An 18,599-nucleotide genomic window follows, 5' to 3' on the forward strand; every position below is an offset into this window, starting at 1 on the left:
CATGTATCCGAACAGGAGTGGGATCATCGGAGCAGGAGGCGTGCTGTCGTCGCACCCGGGGCCGGGTCGGTAGCGGCTCGCCCCCATCCTTCGTTCCGTCGTCAGGCGCAGGGCCACCCCCGCGCGTCCCCCCTGTTGGCGGTCGGTCCTGGAGGGTGTTCGATGACGACGCTCGATGAACGTCATGGAGAAGCAGCCCGCGACGGGGAAGAGCACCGGGGTGACATCGCCCCCGGACAGGTCGAGGCGTACGGCCCGGCCGTCGTCCCGCTCGACCAGCCCGACGCCGCTCTCCCCCGGCTCATAGGGTCCAAGGCCGCGAACCTCGCCCGCGCGGCCCGCGCCGGACTGCCCGTCCTGCCCGGGTTCGTGATCCCGCACCGGGCGAGCGGCGACATGGTGTCCCTGCGGCGCGCCTGGGACGAGCTCTCCGACGGCGGCACCCGCCCGCTCGTCGTACGGTCCTCCTCGCCGCAGGAGGACACCGAGGAGTCCTCTCTGGCGGGCCAGTTCGCCTCGGTGCTCGACGTGCGCGGCTGGCGCGGCTTCCGTACGGCTGTACAGACCGTGCTCGACTCGGCGCACATGTCCGACGGGTCGACGGCGCCGATGGCGGTGCTGGTGCAGCCCATGCTCACGGCACGGGTCGGCGGCGTGATGTTCGGCGCCGACCCGGTCGAGGGGCGGGCCGACCGGCTGCTGGTCAGCGCCGTACGCGGCGGACCGGACAGCCTGGTCAGCGGGGCGCGGGCCGGCACCGACTACTGGCTGAGCAAGCAAGGACGGCTGCTGCGGATGGAGAGTTCGGGCGAGCCGAGGACCGCGGAGGACTCAGGGGACCCGCGGAGGAGGCCCCCGAGGGGTTCGAGTGGTCCGCAGGCCCTGGCCTCCATGGCCTCCGGGAACCCGCACGCCGCGTCCGCGGAGGGCGGCTCGCTGCTCACGCGGGCCGAGTTGTTCCGGCTGGCGCGGCTCGCGCGGCAGGTCCGGCGGGTCTTCGGCGGGCCGCAGGACGTGGAGTTCGGGTTCGACGCGGACGGGCGGCTGTGGCTGTTCCAGAGCCGGCCGATCACGGCGATGGCGGCGCGGCCGGCCCGCGGGGCGCGGCTGCTCGGGCCCGGTCCGGTGGCGGAGACGCTGCCGGAGCAGTTGGGACCGCTGGAGGAGGACCTGTGGGTGGCGCCGATGGCCCGTGGGCTCGCCGCCGCGCTCGACATCGGGGGCACCGCGCCGCGCCGGCTGCTGAAGTCGGTGCCCGTCGTCACGACGGTCGCCGGACGCGCCGCCGCCGACCTGCGCCTCCTGGGCGCCGTACCGCCGCGGCATCGCCTGCTCGCGTGGCTCAATCCGGCGCCCGGCGCGCGTCGGCTCGCCGCCGCCTGGCGGGTGGGCCGCCTCGCGTCCTCCCTGCCCGGGCTGGCGGCCGATCTCGTGGCCGACGTCGACGGCCGCCTCGCCGAGATCCCGTCGCCCGTCGGGCTCTCCGGCTCCGCCCTCGCCGCGGAGCTCCGCTGGACCCGCCGGGTCCTGGTCTCCCTGCACGCCCAGGAAGCCCTCGCCGGGGCCCTCCTCGACGAACCGTCCAAGAGCCCCACCGCGGCCGGCACGGCCCTCGCCGCCTTGGCCGAGGCCCGCGCGCGGGGCGTGCCCGACGACCGGATCGTCGCCGCTGACCCCGTGATCCTGGCCCTCACCGCCCCGAGCCTGTGCGGCCATGAACGACTGCCGGGCGCTACGGCAACACCCCAGCCGACGACCACGACGGCCTCCCGCCCGGCCGCGACGGCGGAGCAGCACGGACAACCACAGCCCACGACCACACCCGCCCCGGATGCCACCGACGCCGGTCGACCGACAACACACCCGGAGACCAACGGCACCACCCGCCCCCAAGCGCCGCCGACCCGGACCATGCAACCGGCATCCACCGGCAACGGTCACCGCAGTCACCCGCCCTCCCCACGTCCGCCGGCCCTCGAACCGCCTCGGCGTGCCACCCCGGCCGACACACCCGTCGCCGCTTACGCCACCCCCTACACCGGCGCCGCTCAGCCCACCCCCCGCCCCGAAGCCGGCACCCCCACCCCCCACACGATCCCGGTCACCGCGCCCCGGCAAGCACTTCCGACCGATGCGCAACCACACCCGCACCAGCACCCGCAAGCGACGACCCCCAACCCGACCAGCGCTCCCCCACTGATCACACCGCCCACTCCCTCCGCACGCCTCACCCCGCTCCCACCCCGCGAAGCCCTCCGCCTCCGCATCCGCTGGGTGCAGGAACTGCAGGTGCGGCTCGTGCGGGACGTGGCGCGGCGGCTGGGGGTCGGCGTGGAGCGCGTCGGGCTGTTGCGGTGGGTGGAACTGGCCGCCGTGCTGGACGGCGCGGCCCTGCCCGGCGATCTCCACGCGCGCGTGCCGCAGGCCGAGTCGCCGCCGCTGCCCGACGCCTTCCGGCTGGCGGACGGCCAGGTCGTCGTCGCCGAGCGCGCGGCGGGCCGGGGCGACGGCGTGCGGGGCGTGTCCGCGGGGCGCGTCGTCGGGACCGTATGGGACGGGGCGGGGCCCCGTCCGACGGACGCCGTCCTGGTCGTGCGCACCCTGGACCCCGCGCTCGCCCCGCTGCTGCCCGGCCTGACCGGCCTGGTCGCCCAGACCGGCAGCCCGTTGTCCCATCTGGCCGTCCTGGCGAGGGAGTTCGGGCTCCCCGCGGTGGTCGGCGCCACCGACGCCGTACGCCGCTTCCCGCCGGGCTCCCGGCTCACCGTCGACGGGACCGCCGGTGACGTACGACTGGGGGACGCGTCATGAGAAAGATCGCGTACGTCTTCGGAGCGCTGGCCGCCACCGGCGCGGGCACCTACCTCGTCGTCTATCTGTACCGCTGGCAGTGGCAGCGGGCGATGATCTGCGGGGTGTTGCTGCTGGTGGTCGAGGTGATGCTGTTCGCCCTGGTGACACTGGGGCGGCTGAACCGGATCGAGGAGCGGCTGCGGGACACCGACCGGCGGCAGCGGGAGCTGGACGCCCGCCAGGAGGACGTGCTGACCCGGCTGCGGGAGCCGGCCGTGACGCGCGAGGAGACACGGTTCCGTTGGCTGGACGACCCGGCGGACCGGGCATACGTCTTCGTCCCGGTCCTCATGGTCGCCGGAGTGCTGCTGTCCGGGCTCGCCTGGGTGGTGCAGAAGGTCGCGTCGGCCACGGCCAGACCCGCCGAGCGCCGCCTGGCCGGGCGGCTGGCCGTCCTCGCCGCGCCCGATCCGGCGGCACCCGGTGACCTGGACGACCTGCCGGAGCTCGGCGCCGGGGCCTCCCGGGGCCGTACCGCGCGCGTGACGACGGCCGCGGTCTTCAGCGTCGCCCTGCTCGCCGCGCTGGTCGTGGGTCTCGCCGACCTCACCCAGACCAGGGCGGAGGAGGCCAACGAGCACGAGGCGACCTCGGTGCTCGTCCGGATCGACCTGCGGAGCCCGGACGTGTCGTCCGACGGGAAGGCGCTCGCCGCGCACCAGATCTGGGAGAGCTGCCGGCACTCCACGGCCGCGCCCCTGCGCAACGCCCCACTCGGCGACCTCGGGAACGGCATGTTCGCCGGGGTCGTGCGGCCCGCGCTCACCGATCATGACGTCAGGCGGCTGCGCGGCTGCCTGGAGGACGCGACGTTGGAGCGCGCCCACCTCACGGTGGTCGGCGTCTCCGACGTGGAGTCGGGCGACGACTCACGGTGATCGCGGGGATCAGCAACAAGGCATGGCAGGGGTCGGCGACAGGGCAGGGCCCGGGCTGGCGGCAGGGCAGGGCACGGGTTGGCGACAGAGCAGGGCACGGGTTGGCGACAGAGCATGACAAATGAGACATAGCACACAGAATCGGACGTAGCATCCCATTGATCACAGACCTGGGGGTACTCTTCCAAGGCGTCCTCGTCCCCTAGTTCCCCAGGTCGCCCATGGCTGTTCTCTCCGCAACCCTGCCCCGCCCTGCCGTCCGCAAGCGGCCGCTCTCCAGGCGCGCCCTGCGGATCCTTCTCGGCATCGTCATCGGCTACATCGCCCTGTGGGCAGTGGGCGCCGGAAGCATCCTGGGCGCGTCGTTCTGGGCCCGTGAGGAGACGCCGGCGCCTGCCGGAACGCGCTCCGTCCAGGGCGTGAACCACTTCCAGCCCGTGGACACCGAAGGCAGGCTGTGGCGCGGTTCCGCCCCCTCCCCCGCCGGTTACCGGGCGTTGGCGGGCATGGGCATCACCACCGTCGTCGACCTGCGCGCCGAGGACATGAGCGCGGCCCAGCTGGCCGAACCGGGCAAGGCCGGGCTGAGCGTCGTACGCCTGCCGATCCGCGACGGACAGACGCCGTCACCGCACCAGGTGCAGCGCTTCCTCGACGTCGTCTCCTCGTCGTCCGGCCCGGTGTTCGTGCACTGCGGCGCGGGCGTCGGCCGTACGGGCGCGATGGTCGCGGCGTACCTCGTGAAGACCGGCGAGGAGTCGCCGTCGCAGGCCGTCCGGCGCAACCTCGCGGTCGGACCGCCGTCGCTGGAGCAGATCTACTACGGGCTCAACCTCAGCCCCGCCAAGGCCGAGCAGCCTCCGCTGCCGGTGGTGGTCGTCAGCCGCCTGGTGGACGCTCCGCGGCGCATCATGTCGTACCTGTAAGGCACTTGTGAGGCCATAGGACAACGGGCCTACGGCCACGGTTACTTGGGAGCCGCAGGACCACGCCCCGCTACGGCTTACGCCCCACCGCCCCGTACCCGGGAATGACCCCGTCGTCCTGCCCGGGTACCGGCTCTCCCAGCTCGGGGTGCCAGTGGTGGGGCACTTGCACGCCGGGCTCGACGAGTTCGAGGCCGGCGAAGAAGCGGGTGAACTCCTCGCGGGAGCGCAGGGCCAGCGTGCCGCCGGCCGCCTTGAGCTTCTCGGTGGCCGCCGCGGACTCCTCGGGAGTGAAGTCGGCGGTGGCGTGGGACACCACCAGGTAGCTGCCGGAGGGCAGTTCGGACAGCAGCCGGCCGACCAGGTCGTGCGCACCGTCCTCGTCGGAGACGAAGTGCAGCAGCGCGACGAGGGACAGGGCCACCGGCTCGCCGAAGTCCAGGATCCGCTTGGCGCCTTCGAGGATGGCGCCGGGGTCGCGGACGTCGGCCTGCAGGTACTCCGTCGTCCCCTCCTCGGTGCCGCGCAGCAGGGCCGCCGCGTGCGCGAGCACGATGGGGTCGTTGTCGCAGTAGACGACGCGCGCGTCCGGCGCGATCTCCTGGGCGACCTGGTGGAGGTTCGGCTCGGTCGGGATGCCGGTGCCGATGTCCAGGAACTGGCGGACGCCCTGCCGGGCGAGCCAGCGGGTGGCGCGGTGCATGAACGCGCGGTTGACCCGCGCCATCACCGGGACGCGCGGGTCGAGGGCGAGCATCTGCTGCCCCATGGCCTCGTCGACCGGGTAGTTGTCCTTGCCGCCGAGATACCAGTCGTACATGCGCGCGGGATGCGGCTTGCTGGTGTCGATCTCGATGAAACGGTTTCGCCCGGTCATGACGAACTCCATAAGTGTCTGCGGTGGCTGGTGATCAACTCAGTACCGAACAAGGGAAGTGCCGGCAGAAGAACTGGGGCAGCAGAAGTGGCTGAACAACAAGTCCGGACACGGCGCCGGGTTCAGGACAGCAGGAAGTCCGCCTCCCCCGCCTTGGCGCCCTCGATGAACGCCGTCATCTCGGCCGGGGTGTAGATCAGGGCCGGCCCGTCCGGGTCGGTCGACTGACGGACGGCGATCCGGCCGTCGGCGAGCTTCATCGCCTCCAGGCAGCTGCCGCCGTTTCCGCCGCTCCACGGCTTGTGCCAGCCCTCGCTGCCCAAGTCCCGCGCGGGCATGCCGTTGTAGACGCGTATGCGCGGCTTGATGCGATCCATTCACAGCTCCTTGCGGAGACCCCGGAGGATCTCCTTCGTGCGATGTGCCGTGGCGGCCTGCGCCGCCATGCGGTCCATGACCTCGAGATGGGTCGCCACCTCGACGCGCGCGTCGAGGTAGACGGCGCCGGTCAGGTACTCGATGTAGACCATGTCCGGGAGCTCCGGCATGGCGAATCGGAACAGCGCGAAGGGCCCGTACGTGCCGGGGTGCGGCCCGTTCGCGAACGGGACCACCTGCAACGTCACGTTGGGCAGCTTCGTGGCCTCGAGCAGCCTGTCGACCTGGGCACGCATCACCTCCGGGCCGCCCACCGGGCGGCGCAGCACGGTCTCGTCCATCACCACCCACAGCCGGGGCGCGTCGTCACGGGTGAGCAGTTGCTGGCGTTGCATGCGCAGAGCGACATGGCGCTCGATGTCGTCCGGGCTGGTCTGGCCGATGGCGCCCGACCGCAGCACTCCGCGCGCGTAGTCCTCGGTCTGCAACAGGCCGGGCACGAAGTGTGGTTCGTACGACCGGATGAGCGCGGCCGCGCCCTCCAGGCTGACGTACATCGAGAACCAGCCGGGCAGGATGTCGTGGAACCGCTGCCACCAGCCGGGCTTGTTGGCCTCCTCAGCCAGTTGCACGAAGGCCTCGGCCTCGTCGTCCGCGATGCCGTAGGCCTTCAGGAGCAGTTGGAGGTACGGGATCTTGAGCGCGACCTCGGCCGTCTCCATACGGCGGACCGTGGCGGGGGCGACGCGGAGGATGCGGGCCGCCTCCTCGCGTTTGAGTCCGGCGCGTTCCCGCAGGTCCAGCAGGCGCCGACCGAGAACGACCTGACCGACCGTCGGCGCGGACCGCGGCTCGCTCACGCTCCACCTCCACGATGAATCCCGACAGACGACTGAATCCTGGCCAACCGGCTGAACCTTGACAGGCCAACCGACCTTTACAGGCCAACTGAACCCTGACAGACCGACGGCGCCATTCGAAGACCTATTCGAAGATCGCGGGTGGATCTTCGGTGATCCCAACTGGCGCCGTTCGACATGCTGTTGCGAGCAGTGTGCCACGGCCTTCCAGAGAGTCACACAGCACTCTGCAATTTTCAGAGTGACTCTTGCCAAGTGTTCACGACGGGGCGATAGTGGCAAGCGTGATTCCGTCCCCGCCCTTAGGAACAGACGCCGCCGCGGTCCCCCACGACCTCGGTGCCGCCCCGGCAGTCGGGCCCCAGCGGGGCACCGCCGCCGAGCGCCGGTTCCGCTTCGAACTGGCCGCGCATCCGGGTTCTCCCGCGCAGGCCAGACGCCTGACCAGGGCTCGACTGGGCGGCTGGTCGGTGTGCGAGGACACCTGCGACACGGCGGCTCTCGTCGTGTCCGAGCTGGTCACCAACGCGATCGTGCACACCGCCAGTGAGCACATCGTGTGCGAGCTGCACGACGGCGCCGAGCTGGTGCGTATAGCCGTGCGTGACGAGGGGTGCGCTCCGGGCGAGCCGCACCCGTTGGCGGCGCGGCCCGAGGAGGAGCACGGGAGGGGACTGCTCCTCGTCGACGCCCTCTGCCATGCGTGGGGGGCTCATGAGCAGGGGTCCGGGCTGGTGGTGTGGGTGGATCTGCCGCGTGGGGCCGCGTTCCGGGGGGCCTCCCGCGGCGACTTTCACCGGGGCGGCGAGCCGTGCAACGACCTCGGATGGGGGTCCCGGCCCAAGCCGGGGCCGTCCGGGGACTCCGGTGACGAGGACGAGGCGCAGGGGCGGTACGGCAGGGGAACGGGGTCCGGATGGCTGTGAGCCGCGCCTCCGGCGTGGGTCAGGTGCTGAACCTGGACACGCTGGTCCGGCTCCGTCGTGGCCTGCGCACCGCTGACGGGCCTCGGCGGCTGCCCGTCCCCGACGGGATGACGGCTCCTCTGGGCTGCGACGCGGTCGCGGTTCCCGCCCGCTTCGGGCCTCTCGTTCTGCCGCGGTTGCCTCGCGTGGGGTGTGTCTACGCCGACGAGTCGCACTGGTGGTGGATCGTGCCGTCCGACTCCGACTACGCGTTGGAGTGGCCGGAGTCTGTCCGGTACACGACGGGGGCCATGGTCCTGGACACGCCTCGCCTGATCCACCGGCCGGACGGGACGGTGCCGTACACGCCGCCGATCCCGCTGTATCTGGCGCTGTGCCGGATTACGGGGACTACGCCGACCTGGTCGCGCCAGCTCAGCGCGTGAGGCTCCGCCGGGGGCCGTTTGGGATGGCTGTGCTCGTCCTCGAACTTCGGAGGGCTGGAATGCCGTGACCGGCGCCGAAAAGTGGCCCGTCGCGCGAACGCCCCAAGGGGCGCGGGGAACTGCGCGAGCAACCACCCACAGCCCCGCACCCGCAGGACATCCGCAACCCGCAGGACATCCGCAACCCGGACGGCGCTCCCCCTCCCCCGTCCGCCGAAACGCGGCGCACGCCCGCGCGCACCCCCGCCCCCCACTCGCGCCCTCCCCCGAACCGGCCCGCCCCGCCATAGTGGCCCTCCGTCACGAGTGACGGTCGGGGGAGGCCGAGTGGTGGGGAAGAAGCGTCGTTCCGGTGAGGTCGCGGCCGAGGTGTCCGAGTCGGAGCGGCTGTTGTTCGGGGGTGCCCTGCGGTACGACATGGGCTGGAATCAGCACCGGGACGCCTTTCTGGAGTTGAACTTCCGGGCCATGGTGACGCGGTTGCCCTCACTGTTGGCGTCCAGCTTCCGGCTGGCCTGGCAGGCCGATCGGCGTGCCGCGCGGACCGTGCTGGGTGCCGAGGTGGTCCGGGGACTGGCACAGGCGGTGGCGCTACTCGCCGTCAACAGTGTGCTGGGGCGGATCATGGCAGGCGGGGCGCTGGAGGAGCGGTTGCGCGGTGCCGTTCCCGCGCTCGCCGCCATGGCTGCCGTGATGGTGGTCTCGACGCTGCTGCGGGCAGCGTCGACCTACGCCACCGGGCGTCTGGAGCCCAAGGTGGAGCGGGTCGCCACCGAGCTGTATCTGGAACGGGCGGCGGCCGTGGAGCTCGCCGCGATCGAGGACCACGCCTTCCACAAGCTGCTGGACACCGCGCAGTACGGCGCAGCGTCGGCCCGCCGCATGATCTCGTACAGCACACGTGTCGTGAACGCGGCCATCTCGCTCATCGCCGCCGCGGGTGTGCTCACCGTGCTGCACCCCGCCCTGCTGCCCCTGCTCGCCACCATGACCCTGCCCAGCGCCTGGAGCGCCCTGACCAACGCCCGGCGCCGCTACGAGTCGTTCCACACCTGGGTGCAGCACTCCCGCGCCGGCCATCTGATCAGCGGGCTGCTGACCGAGCCCGCCGCCGCGCCCGAGATCCGGGTCCACGGCGTCGGGCCCTTCCTGCTGCGTCACTACCGGGCCATGTCGGAGACCGCGGAGGCGGAGCAGGCCCGGCTGGCCCGGCTGGCGGCGCGTACGGGGCTCATCGCGGCGGTGTGGACGGGGCTCGCGACCGTCGCGACGTACGCCACGCTGGGCGGCCTGCTGCTCGCCGGCGCCATGGCGCTCTCCGTGGCGGGTACGGCCGTGATCGCCATCCGCACCGGCTCGTCGAGCCTCGACAGTCTGGTCCTGGAGGTCAACGCCCTGCACGAGGAGGCCCTCTTCGTGGGCGACCTGCAGCGGCTGTACGTCGAGGCGGCCGAGCGGGCGATTCCGGTCGGCGGGGCCCCGTTGCCCGAGGACCCGGAGGAGATCCGCTTCGAGAACGTCAGCTTCTCCTACCCCGGCGAATCCGCCCGCCCCGCCCTCGACGACGTCACGCTCACCCTTCCGCTCGGCCGGATCGTCGCCCTGGTCGGCGAGAACGGTTCCGGGAAGACCACGCTGGTGAAACTGCTGGCGGGCCTCTACACACCGGACCGGGGCCGCATCCTCTGGGACGGCGTCGACGCGGCCACCGCCGACCGGCACCAGCTCGCCGAACGCATCGCGATGGTGGCCCAGGACTTCAAGCGCTGGCCGTTCACGGCCAGGGTCAACGTCGCCGTCGGCCGCTCCTCCGCACCCCTCACCGAGGAGCGTCTGGCCGCCTCGCTCGCCGAGGCCGGGGCCGAGGACGTGGTCGCCGATCTGCCGCGCGGCCTGGACACCCTGCTGGCCCGGCAGTTCAGCGGCGGGCACGAGCTGTCCGGCGGGCAGTGGCAGCGGCTCGGGATCGCCCGGGCCGCCTACCGGCGCGGCCGCATCCTGATCGTGGACGAGCCGACGGCGGCCCTGGACGCACGGGCCGAGCTGGAGGTCTTCGAGAAGATCCGCGCCCTGGCCTCGGCCGGTCAGACGGTCGTCCTGATCACCCACCGGCTGGCGTCCGTACGCCATGCCGATCTTGTGCACGTCCTCGACCAGGGCAGGCTCGTGGAGTCCGGCACACCGGACGAGCTGCTGGCCACCGGCGGGGTCTACGCGGAGCTGTACTCGCTCCAGGCGGAGCAGTTCACGGCACGGGTGCCTGCTCCGAAGGCGGGCTGATCAGGATGGGGCCCTGCCTTGAGGCGGGCCGGTCGGCACGAGGGCCGCGCTCGCGGCGGGCCGATCAGCCCCAGGGCCCGACCGGACGGCGGGCCGCAGCCCCGGGGCCCGACCGCACGTCGGGCCGCTCTCGTCTCACGCGGCGGCGTCAGCCGTGGCCTCGCCGCGGACGATCACCAGGAACGCGTCCGTCGCGAGGTCCATGACGACCTCCGCGGGCAGACCTTCCATCCGCCGCGCGTGCGCGAACTCCTCCGCCGGCCACGATCCTCGCGGCCCGCCCGCGGGAAAGCGTTCGAGCACTGTTCGCCCGTTCACCATCTCGCACCTCCAGTAGGCGTTGTACTTGTAGGAGTTAACGCCTGCCGGAGGGGAAACGCCTCGCCCGGTGACGGGACTGAGACGTAGTTGACACTCGTTCACCGCGATGTGTGAGCACTTGCTCACTCTCGATGATCAAACGTTACGTGTCGTGTCAGTCCTCGTACTCATCGTGATAGCGGATGTGCTCACTTCCCGCAGGCGCCCCAAGAGCCGACGCGCGCCCCTTGGGCTCCTCCCACTCCTCCTGCCGGCCCAGCGCGGTGAGGTCCAGGAAGCCGGTGGTCGAACCCAGCCCGTCGAGGCCGCGCTCGTAGGTGGAGTAGGTGTGGAAGACCCGCTCCCGGTCCCGCAGGAAACAGCTCACGCCGGGCCGCTCCACCAGCTCGCCCTCGTGCTCCAGGGTCGCCTCGAAGGCGTGGTTGAAGTCACTGCCGTACGACGAGTACCAGGGCACCGTCCAGCCCATGCGCGCCTTGAACGGCAGGATCTTCGGGTACGGCGCCCTGGAGACGGCGACCAGCGTCGTGCCGCGCGCGTGGAGGTGCGCCAAGTGCCCGATCTGGTCCAGGAACCCGGAGCAGCTGCGGCAGCCGGCGTCCCATTCGGGGGCGAACATGAAGTGGTAGACGACGAGTTGGTGCCGCTCCTCGAAGAGGTCGAGCAGCGTGGCCTTGCCGTCGCCGCCCTCGAAGACGTACTCCTCCTCGACCTCGACCATGGGCAGTCTGCGCCGCTCGGCGTTGAGGGCGTCCCGCGCGCGCGTGGCCGCCTTCTCCTTGACCAGCAGTTCCTCGCGTGCAGCCCGCCACTGCTCGCGCGAGACGATCTCCGGAAGCGACATGGGCCCCTCCTGTACGACGGTCCGTTCAGGGTGGTGACCGGTGGGAGGGGAGGAACTCATCGCCGGGCGAGAGAATTTCAGGAGGTTTTCCCGGAGTACGACACCGGCAGCGAGAGAAGGCCACGCGCGCGCAGCGAGGGGCGCCACCGGATGTCCCTGTCCGCGAGGGTGAGTTCGGGGAACCGTTCCAGGAGGGCGGCCAGGGCGATCTCGGTCTCGGCGCGGGCCAGGGGTGCGCCCAGGCAGTAGTGGATGCCGTGGCCGAGGGCGAGATGTCCGGAGGCGTCGCGGGAGAGGTCGAGGCGGTCGGGGTCGGGGAAGCGGGCGGGGTCACGGTTGGCGGCGGCCAGGGACAGCAGGACGGTCTCGCCTGCGGGGACGGTGACGCCGCCGATGGTGATGTCCTCCGTGGGAAAGCGGCGGATGGCGAGCAGGGCGGGGCCCTCGTAGCGGCTGAACTCCTCGGCGGCGGCGGGAAGTCGCGCGGGGTTCTCGCGCAGGGCAGCGAGCTGCTCGGGGTGCTGGAGCAGCGCCAGCACGGCGTTTCCGATGAGCTGCACGGTGTTCTCGTACCCGGCGAAGAGGATGAGGAAGGCGAGGGACATCAGCTCGTCCTCGCTCAGCCGGTCGCCCTCGTCCCGGACCGCGATCAGGTCCGAGAGCAGGTCGTCGGCGGGCTCCTTCCGCTTGTCCGCGAGGAGGTCGCCGAAGAAGCCGAGCATCGCCGTCACCGCTCGCTTCGCGTCCTGCGGGCGTGTCGGGTCGGGGGCCACGAGTGTGTCGGTCCACACCCGGAAGTCGCGTCGGTGCCGGTCCGGGACACCCAGGAGGTCGCAGATGACGGTGATGGGGAGGGGCGCCGCGTAGGAGGCGATCAGATCGGTGGTGCCGTGCGGGCCGAGGGCGTCGAGCAGGCGGTCGGCGGTCTCACGAACGGGCACGCGAAGCCGTTCGACACGGCGCGGGGTGAAGGCCCGGACGACCAGCCGGCGGATGCGGGTGTGGTCGGACGCCTCCATGTTGAGGAGGTTGGCATCGAGGGCTGGCGGCAGGGACAGGCCCTGGTAGTTGCCTTCCTTCGCATGCCTCTTGTCCACGGACAGCCGCGGGTCGGTCAGGGCCTCGCGTACGTCCTGGTACCGGGTGACGACCCACGCGGGGTTGCCGTCGGTGCCGGCGATGCGATGCACCGGCGCGGTGTCGCGCAGCCGCCGGTACACGTCATGGGGGTGGTCGAGGAGGCCGTCGGCGGGATCCATGGGGATCAGCCTATGTGTCGTAGTCCTGGATCCGCTTGCCGTGACTCCGGTCCAGCAACGCGGGCATCCGCTCCTCCAACTCCCCTACGACGGCCGGTACATCGATCGTCAGCAGTTCCCTGTCGCGCATCAGCACCCGCCCGTCGACGATCGTCGTGCGGACGTCGGAGGAGCGGGCGCTGTGGACGAGGGTGGCGGGGAGGTCGTGGACGGGCTGGGTGTGCGGGCCCGTGAGGTCGACCAGGATGATGTCGGCGCGGCGGCCGGGTGCGATGCTGCCGACGACGTCACCGAGTCCGACGGCGCGGGCGCTCTGCAGGGTGGCGTGGTGCAGTGCTTGGCGGGACGTCAGCCAGCGCGGGTCGCCGGTGGTCGACTTCTGGATGAGGGCGGTGAGGGCCATCGACTCCCACACGTCGAGGGAGTTGTTGGACGCGGCACCGTCCGTGGCGAGGCCGACGGGGATGCCGAGGTCGTGCAGGGCGCGTACGGGTGTGGTGGTGGGCCAGGCGAACTTGAGGTAGCCGCGGGGCGCGGTGGCGACGGCGATACGGCCGGAGGCGCCGGCGAGGACGGGCAGGTCGCGGTCGAGGATGCCGGTGCCGTGGGCGATGAGGAGGTCGTTGTCGAGGAGTCCGGTCCGTGCCAGGACTTCGATGGGGGTGACGCCGTGGCGGGCGAGGCTGGTGTCGGCCTGGTCGCGGTTCTCGGAGGCGTGGAGGTGGACGGGGAGGCCGTGCTCGCGGGCGAGTTCGGCGGTGGCGGCGAGGTCGGCGTCGTCGACGGTGTAGGGGGCGTGCGGGGCGAGCGCGGTGGTGATACGGCCGCCGGCGCCGCCGCGATGCCGTAGCGCGAACCCCAGTGACCGCTCCCGCCCCTGCGGACCCTGGGAGGAGAAGTAGGCCTCCCCGAGGTGCGCCCGCATCCCGCACTCCTCCACGACGGCGGCGACCGCGTCCATCGAGAAGTAGTGGTCGGCGAAGCAGGTGACCCCGCCGCGGATCATCTCGGCGCAGGCGAGCCACGCCCCCAACTCGACGTCCTTCTCGGTGAGGTTGGACTCGACGGGCCAGACAACGTCGTTGAACCACTCCTCGGTCGGCAGGTCCTCGGCGACCCCGCGCAGGGCGGCCATCGGGGCATGCGTATGGCAGTTGATCAGGCCGGGAAGGGCGACCTGGCCGCGCGCGTCGATGCGCTCGGCCGCGGGCAGGCCCTCGGCCTCCGTAGTGCTGATCACCGCCTCGACGACCCCGTCCCGCACCACGATCGCGGCGTCCTCGGCGAACCCGATCCGCTCATGATCGTCGTGCGTGAGAACCGTGCATCGGGTGATGATGAGACCGGCGGGAGAAGGCGTCATACACGCACCGTACGGCGCGGTCATGCCCTCGGAGGGGGTGAACCGTGCATCCCGTCGCCGCGCTGTCCCGGCGACGCGGGCACGTGCACGCTGGCCTCACCACAGCCCGCCGTACGGCTTCCTGGAAGGGGCCCACATGCTCCTCGGTACGTGGAATCTCGAGAATCTGATGCTGCCGGGCGACGAACAGGGCGCCCCCAAGTCCCAGGCCGAGTACGAGGCGAAGGTGGAGGCCCTCGCCTCCGTGATCACCGCGCTCGACCCGATGCTGCTGGGCGTCCAGGAGGTCAAGCAGAAGGAGGCGCTCAACGACCTGGTCGACGCCGTGGGCGGCCAGTGGCACACCGCCCTCTCCCGGCACCGGGACCGTCGGGGCATCCGCGTCGGCTTCATCAGCCGCACGCCGATACGCGTCACGCACGACACGCGGCTGTTCGCGGACAAGCTGCGGCCCGTGCAGAGCGACGACGGCGTACTGCCCGGCGAGCACGACAAGGAGACCAGCCGCGGATTCCTGGCGGTGGAGCTGGACGGCGACGGCGGTCCCCTGCGGGTGGCCGTCGCCCATCTCAAGTCGAAGCTGCTGACCTACCCGGCCAACGGCGACAAGAAGCGCTTCCATCCGCACGACGAGGCAGAACGGGCCCGCTTCGGCGCCTACGCCCTCTACCGGCGGGCCGCCGAGGCGGTGACCCTGCGCGCCCTCGCGGACGATCTGCTGGACGGCGACGGACGCGAACGGGACGTGGTGGTCCTCGGCGACATGAACGACGTGGTGCACGCCGCGACCACGCAGATCCTGCTCGGCCCTCCCGGCTCCGAGCTCGACAGGGAACGCGCGTTCCTGAAGCCCGACCTGGGCGATCCGTTCCGGCTGTGGAACGTGGCCCCGCGCATCCTCGCCAAGCGGCGCTTCTCCCGCATCAGCTTCGGGCGCGCCGAGCTGATCGACCACGTCCTGGTGAGTCATCGGATCGCCCGTCGCCTCCCCAAGGAGTCAGGTGCGGGGACGGGCCTGCCCGCCCTGCAGGAGGAGTCCCTCGAACTCCCGTCCGTCGGCGAGGACCCCACGGACCGGGTCGGAACGCCGGGGTCGGACCATGCGCCGGTGTGGATACGGATCGACTGACGCGACGGAACAGGGGCGAAGGCGACGGGGCGGGCGGCGTCAGCCTGCGAGACGCACCTGAGGGACGTCGGGAACCCGTACCCCGGCCCGCTCCCCGCGCGCGTGGAGCTCATCCAGCAGTTCGGCGAGCCGCTCGGTGTGCCGGGGCGTGAGCCGGCCGGTGTCGTCGAGGTGCACGGCGCACGCGGTAGTGGTGTCGACGAGCCGTTCGAGCAGGGCGGCCACCTCGTCGGCGCCCTCCGCGTGCCGGGCGAGCGCGGGCAGTTCGGCGGAGGCGACGGCGATGGCGGTACGGGCCTCGGCGAGCGCCCGGTAGGCCTCCCGGCGCAGGGTCCAGCGGGCGGCACGGTCGTCGGACTCGCTCAGCACATGGGCGAGGTAGGCGTGCGCCGCCCGACCGGCCGCGCCGAGCCGCGCCCGCACTCCCCCTCCCCGCTGCCCCGGCATCGGCAGATGCCCGACGACGAGCACGATCGCGCAGGCCAGCAGGGTCTCCCCGATCCGGCTGACGGATGCCTGCGGCTCCCCGCCCACCATGACCAGGGCGAGCACGAGGACCGTCACCACGGCGGTCTGGGCGGCGAAGTGCCGCGTGGCGACGGGGATGAGGGCGCCGCTGACGGCGACGAGCGCGATGAGCCCTTCCGGCCGGGGCAGCGCGGCCGCGAACCCGGCGAAGACAAGGGCTCCCAGCACGGTGCCCGCGGCCCGGCACAGCACCCGGGACGCGAGGGGCCCCAGGTCGGGCTTGACCAGGAAGACGGCGGTGGCCGGGAGCCAGTACCAGTGCTCGTGCTGCCCGTACCACCGGGCGTGGTGCAGGGCCTGCGCGATGGCGGCGCTGGCTCCGAAGCAGAGGGCGACCCGGAGCCCGTACTCCCGCCCGCCGGCCCCGAACACGGAACGGACGAGATCCTTGGCCGTACGACGCCGGGTATGCAGGTCGTCGCTGTCGCCCCTGCCCCGGTCGAAGGCCTCGGCGCCACGCAGCAGGGCGTCGTCGAGGGCGCGCAGGGCTGGTGCGGAACGGGAGGGCGCGGGGAGAGGGCCGGTGTGCGTGTTGTCGCGTACGGCGGCGGCGAGGCGCCGGGGGCCTTCCGAGGCCCGGGCGGGCACCGGTTCGCCGGCCCAGGCGAGCGCGGTGGCCGCCTCGGCGAGCGGCAACGCGGCGGCGTACTGCGCGTGCAGCCGCCGCTCGGTGGACGAGGAGGCGTAGCGCCGCAGCCGGGGCCCGGTGAGGGCGTCCTGCGCGTGATCGAGGGCGGCGGTGAGCGCGGCGCGGCGGGCGGTGGCGCCGGCGGTCCCCACGGCATCGAGAAGCTCGGCGACGGCGTCGTACACCGCCGCCACCGCGTCCCGCTCCCCGTCGAACCGGAAGTCCCCGGCGAGGGAGCCCGGCGTGGGCAGCACGAGCCGCAACGCGAGCAGCCACGCCGCCCCCGCGAGGTACGCGAGCGCCCTCAGCCACCCGCTCTCGGGCAACGGCATCCCGGCCCCGATGGCAGCGGCGACGAGAAGCTGCGTACCGGCACCGGAGGCGACCGGCCCGACGGCACTGATGCCACCCGCGAAGAGCCCAAGGCCGGTCAGAAGAAGGGTGAGCGGAACGGCCCCGACCTGGTCCCCGGCATACGTCCCGACCAACAGCCCCGCCGCGCCCGCCAGCGCGGGCACCCCGAGCCGCTTGACGGAGGAACGGCGGCTGCCGGGACGGTCGTTGATCCCGGCCAGCATGGCGGCGATGGCGGCTACGACGCCGAGGGTGGTGTGGCCGGTGAGTACGGCGCCGAGAAGCAGGGGGCCGGCGGCCAACGCTCCCCGCGTGACCGCACTCCAGGGGACGGGACCGCGCTGGGCGCGGAGGGTGTGGGCGAGCCAGGGCGGGAGGTGCGGTCGGGGGACGGCGGCGGTGCGGGTGGGGCGGGCCGGGCGGGACACGGGGCTCCTGTCGGGGCGAGGGCGGGGGTGTGCCATCGGGCGACGGTGGCCGGGCTCTGCGGTGTGGTGTCCACGGTAGGGAGGAGTCTTGGAGGGGATGGGACGTTGGTGTTTCGGGGATGTGACGATGCTTGGAAAGGCCACGTTCTTTATGAACGCAAGTCGGTGAACGGGGCCGGGTCGCTCAGTTGCTGTCGCAGCCGATGCCGTCACCGTCGCGGTCGAGCCGGTGCGGGTCGTTGTCGCCGACCCAGACAGGGCCGGACAGGTCCGAGCAGTCCACGTCGGGGACACCAGCAGGAGGCCCGGCGGGCAGGCCGGGGTTGGTCGGCGTGTCAGGGACCGCGGGCTCTGGGTTGTCCGGTGCTGCCGGTTCGGGAGTGTCGGTGCCACAGACGGTCCACAGGCCGGCTCCGGACTGCCGGGCGGTGTCCTCGGCGCGGGAGATCTTGGGCCAGTGCTTGTCGTTGGGCGGGTAGAGGACCGCCTCGGCGTGACCGCTGCGGACGAGGGACTCGTTGACGAAGACGCCCTTGGCGTTCCAGACGTAGAGCAGGTAGCGGTCGTAGCGGTCGGTCAGGTCGGCATCGCGTTCGATGCGGGCGTTGCTGCCCGGCGGCAGAAGTGCCTTGGTGCGGGCGGTCGCGGCACCCGCGAAGCAGTCGCCGCGCTCCGGCGTGTCGATCTCCAGCAGACGCACACGGACGACGTCACCCTTCGGCACGATGCGGCCGTCGCCGCGCACTTCGATGGTGTCGCCGTCGATGACGCGCAGCACCACCACACCCGGCGGCGGCTTGGCCGGGGGCTTCGTGGTCGGCTGCCCGGTGGCGGCGCGGGGGGCGGTCGACGGCTGTGTCCGCGTGGTGGAGGGGGTCGGTGGCTTGTCCGTCGGGACGTCGGTGGGGGCGTTCCGGGAGGCGGTGGGCTTGCGGTCCTCTCCTTGCATGAGCGAGCCCAGGGCGCCGAAGCCGACGAAGAGGCCGAGAAGCACCACGACCACGGTGATCCAGGGGTGTTTGAGGAGTCGAGAGCGCCGTAGGCGCGGCGGCTCGACCTGTCGACGCCAGGCGTCCGGGTCGGGGCGAGGTGAGGGACTCATGCAGCCCTCCGAAGGAGGGGGTGGACACGACTGCCCACGTAATGATCTAGACGAACTGCTGTGAACGAAACTCTCGCACCATTTGAGCCCATTTGGTAGAGCCCCCAACTGGGTGCGGAACCGTTGACGCCGTGGAAGCGCCCAAAGGTCGAGTGGGAAGCGACTGCAAACGCGCTGGACGTTGAGCGACATGGTCAGCTTCGGTGAAGCGAGGTCCGGGCCCCGGAGGACTCGGTACGG

At 72.2% G+C, this 18,599-nt stretch carries 16 protein-coding genes; 7 read left to right on the plus strand and 9 right to left on the minus strand.

What is annotated here, in order from left to right; all coding sequences use genetic code 11:
* Positions 1–162 precede the first annotated feature (162 nt).
* The 3 genes from ACZ7L6_RS25740 (at position 163) to ACZ7L6_RS25750 (ending at position 4,657) form a co-directional block, all read left to right on the plus strand.
* Positions 163–2,811 (plus strand): PEP/pyruvate-binding domain-containing protein, encoded by a 2,649-nt coding sequence (locus tag ACZ7L6_RS25740; RefSeq protein ID WP_471927708.1) that lies wholly within the window; start codon positions 163–165, stop codon positions 2,809–2,811.
* On the plus strand, positions 2,808–3,731 hold the full coding sequence (locus ACZ7L6_RS25745; protein WP_471927710.1) for a hypothetical protein: 924 nt from the start codon (positions 2,808–2,810) through the stop codon (positions 3,729–3,731). Before ACZ7L6_RS25740 ends, ACZ7L6_RS25745 begins: the two co-directional genes overlap by 4 nt.
* Positions 3,732–3,952: 221 nt before the next feature.
* Positions 3,953–4,657, plus strand: coding sequence for a protein-tyrosine phosphatase family protein (locus tag ACZ7L6_RS25750; protein WP_471927712.1), 705 nt, complete (start codon positions 3,953–3,955; stop codon positions 4,655–4,657).
* A 70-nt stretch (positions 4,658–4,727) separates the two neighbouring features.
* On the opposite strand, the gene ACZ7L6_RS25755 is transcribed toward ACZ7L6_RS25750, so the two are convergent.
* The 3 genes from ACZ7L6_RS25755 to ACZ7L6_RS25765 all read right to left on the minus strand — a co-directional run bounded on the left by ACZ7L6_RS25755 (position 4,728) and on the right by ACZ7L6_RS25765 (position 6,772).
* Positions 4,728–5,546, minus strand: a complete 819-nt coding sequence (locus ACZ7L6_RS25755) for an SAM-dependent methyltransferase (RefSeq protein WP_471927714.1) — start codon at positions 5,544–5,546, stop codon at positions 4,728–4,730.
* A 110-nt stretch (positions 5,547–5,656) separates the two neighbouring features.
* Entirely contained in the window at positions 5,657–5,911 is a 255-nt protein-coding gene (locus ACZ7L6_RS25760) for a DUF397 domain-containing protein (RefSeq protein ID WP_398821318.1), read from the minus strand.
* Positions 5,912–6,772: a helix-turn-helix domain-containing protein gene (locus ACZ7L6_RS25765; RefSeq protein ID WP_471927716.1), complete on the minus strand. Its 861-nt coding sequence runs from the start codon at positions 6,770–6,772 to the stop codon at positions 5,912–5,914.
* Positions 6,773–7,047: 275 nt separating this feature from the next.
* Between ACZ7L6_RS25765 and ACZ7L6_RS25770 the strand changes: the two genes are divergently transcribed.
* The 3 genes from ACZ7L6_RS25770 to ACZ7L6_RS25780 all read left to right on the plus strand — a co-directional run bounded on the left by ACZ7L6_RS25770 (position 7,048) and on the right by ACZ7L6_RS25780 (position 10,403).
* The gene (locus tag ACZ7L6_RS25770; protein WP_471927718.1) at positions 7,048–7,698 is read left to right on the plus strand and encodes an ATP-binding protein; all 651 of its coding nucleotides are present in this window, start codon (positions 7,048–7,050) and stop codon (positions 7,696–7,698) included.
* Positions 7,689–8,123, plus strand: a complete 435-nt coding sequence (locus ACZ7L6_RS25775; RefSeq protein ID WP_471927720.1) for a hypothetical protein — start codon at positions 7,689–7,691, stop codon at positions 8,121–8,123. The genes ACZ7L6_RS25770 and ACZ7L6_RS25775 overlap by 10 nt, the downstream gene beginning before the upstream one ends.
* Positions 8,124–8,540: 417 nt before the next feature.
* A complete protein-coding gene (locus ACZ7L6_RS25780; protein ID WP_471928113.1) occupies positions 8,541–10,403 on the plus strand; it encodes an ABC transporter ATP-binding protein in 1,863 nt (620 codons plus the stop codon).
* 135 nt (positions 10,404–10,538) lie between these two features.
* On the opposite strand, the gene ACZ7L6_RS25785 is transcribed toward ACZ7L6_RS25780, so the two are convergent.
* The 4 genes from ACZ7L6_RS25785 to ACZ7L6_RS25800 all read right to left on the minus strand — a co-directional run bounded on the left by ACZ7L6_RS25785 (position 10,539) and on the right by ACZ7L6_RS25800 (position 14,190).
* A complete protein-coding gene (locus tag ACZ7L6_RS25785) occupies positions 10,539–10,724 on the minus strand; it encodes a hypothetical protein (protein ID WP_398821326.1) in 186 nt (61 codons plus the stop codon).
* Positions 10,725–10,878: 154 nt separating this feature from the next.
* Positions 10,879–11,568, minus strand: a complete 690-nt coding sequence (locus ACZ7L6_RS25790) for a DUF899 domain-containing protein (protein ID WP_471927722.1) — start codon at positions 11,566–11,568, stop codon at positions 10,879–10,881.
* Positions 11,569–11,645: 77 nt separating this feature from the next.
* Positions 11,646–12,827, minus strand: a complete 1,182-nt coding sequence (locus ACZ7L6_RS25795; protein WP_471927724.1) for a cytochrome P450 family protein — start codon at positions 12,825–12,827, stop codon at positions 11,646–11,648.
* A 10-nt stretch (positions 12,828–12,837) separates the two neighbouring features.
* Complete coding sequence (locus ACZ7L6_RS25800) at positions 12,838–14,190, minus strand: amidohydrolase (protein WP_471927726.1); 1,353 nt, start codon at positions 14,188–14,190, stop codon at positions 12,838–12,840.
* Positions 14,191–14,326: 136 nt separating this feature from the next.
* Between ACZ7L6_RS25800 and ACZ7L6_RS25805 the strand changes: the two genes are divergently transcribed.
* Positions 14,327–15,319: an endonuclease/exonuclease/phosphatase family protein gene (locus tag ACZ7L6_RS25805; RefSeq protein ID WP_471927728.1), complete on the plus strand. Its 993-nt coding sequence runs from the start codon at positions 14,327–14,329 to the stop codon at positions 15,317–15,319.
* A gap of 39 nt (positions 15,320–15,358) precedes the next feature.
* Here the strand turns inward: ACZ7L6_RS25805 and ACZ7L6_RS25810 are convergent, their stop codons facing one another.
* Positions 15,359–17,293: an FUSC family protein gene (locus ACZ7L6_RS25810; protein WP_471927730.1), complete on the minus strand. Its 1,935-nt coding sequence runs from the start codon at positions 17,291–17,293 to the stop codon at positions 15,359–15,361.
* Positions 17,294–17,441: 148 nt separating this feature from the next.
* Positions 17,442–18,359: a thermonuclease family protein gene (locus ACZ7L6_RS25815; RefSeq protein ID WP_471927732.1), complete on the minus strand. Its 918-nt coding sequence runs from the start codon at positions 18,357–18,359 to the stop codon at positions 17,442–17,444.
* Positions 18,360–18,599: the final 240 nt, after the last annotated feature.

The sequence above is a fragment of the Streptomyces sp. NPDC107522 genome (genome assembly GCF_055657525.1).

Bases quoted from the DNA above. Each gene is read 5' to 3' on its own strand.
- ACZ7L6_RS25755 (WP_471927714.1), bottom strand. From the start codon at position 5,546: ATGGAGTTCGTCATGACCGGGCGAAACCGTTTCATCGAGATCGACACC.
- ACZ7L6_RS25750 (WP_471927712.1), top strand. From the start codon at position 3,953: ATGGCTGTTCTCTCCGCAACCCTGCCCCGCCCTGCCGTCCGCAAGCGG.
- ACZ7L6_RS25740 (WP_471927708.1), top strand. From the start codon at position 163: ATGACGACGCTCGATGAACGTCATGGAGAAGCAGCCCGCGACGGGGAA.
- ACZ7L6_RS25795 (WP_471927724.1), bottom strand. From the start codon at position 12,827: ATGGATCCCGCCGACGGCCTCCTCGACCACCCCCATGACGTGTACCGG.
- ACZ7L6_RS25760 (WP_398821318.1), bottom strand. From the start codon at position 5,911: ATGGATCGCATCAAGCCGCGCATACGCGTCTACAACGGCATGCCCGCG.
- ACZ7L6_RS25790 (WP_471927722.1), bottom strand. From the start codon at position 11,568: ATGTCGCTTCCGGAGATCGTCTCGCGCGAGCAGTGGCGGGCTGCACGC.
- ACZ7L6_RS25810 (WP_471927730.1), bottom strand. From the start codon at position 17,293: ATGGCACACCCCCGCCCTCGCCCCGACAGGAGCCCCGTGTCCCGCCCG.
- ACZ7L6_RS25805 (WP_471927728.1), top strand. From the start codon at position 14,327: ATGCTCCTCGGTACGTGGAATCTCGAGAATCTGATGCTGCCGGGCGAC.
- ACZ7L6_RS25780 (WP_471928113.1), top strand. From the start codon at position 8,541: ATGGGCTGGAATCAGCACCGGGACGCCTTTCTGGAGTTGAACTTCCGG.
- ACZ7L6_RS25815 (WP_471927732.1), bottom strand. From the start codon at position 18,359: ATGAGTCCCTCACCTCGCCCCGACCCGGACGCCTGGCGTCGACAGGTC.
- ACZ7L6_RS25785 (WP_398821326.1), bottom strand. From the start codon at position 10,724: ATGGTGAACGGGCGAACAGTGCTCGAACGCTTTCCCGCGGGCGGGCCG.
- ACZ7L6_RS25775 (WP_471927720.1), top strand. From the start codon at position 7,689: ATGGCTGTGAGCCGCGCCTCCGGCGTGGGTCAGGTGCTGAACCTGGAC.
- ACZ7L6_RS25800 (WP_471927726.1), bottom strand. From the start codon at position 14,190: ATGACGCCTTCTCCCGCCGGTCTCATCATCACCCGATGCACGGTTCTC.
- ACZ7L6_RS25745 (WP_471927710.1), top strand. From the start codon at position 2,808: ATGAGAAAGATCGCGTACGTCTTCGGAGCGCTGGCCGCCACCGGCGCG.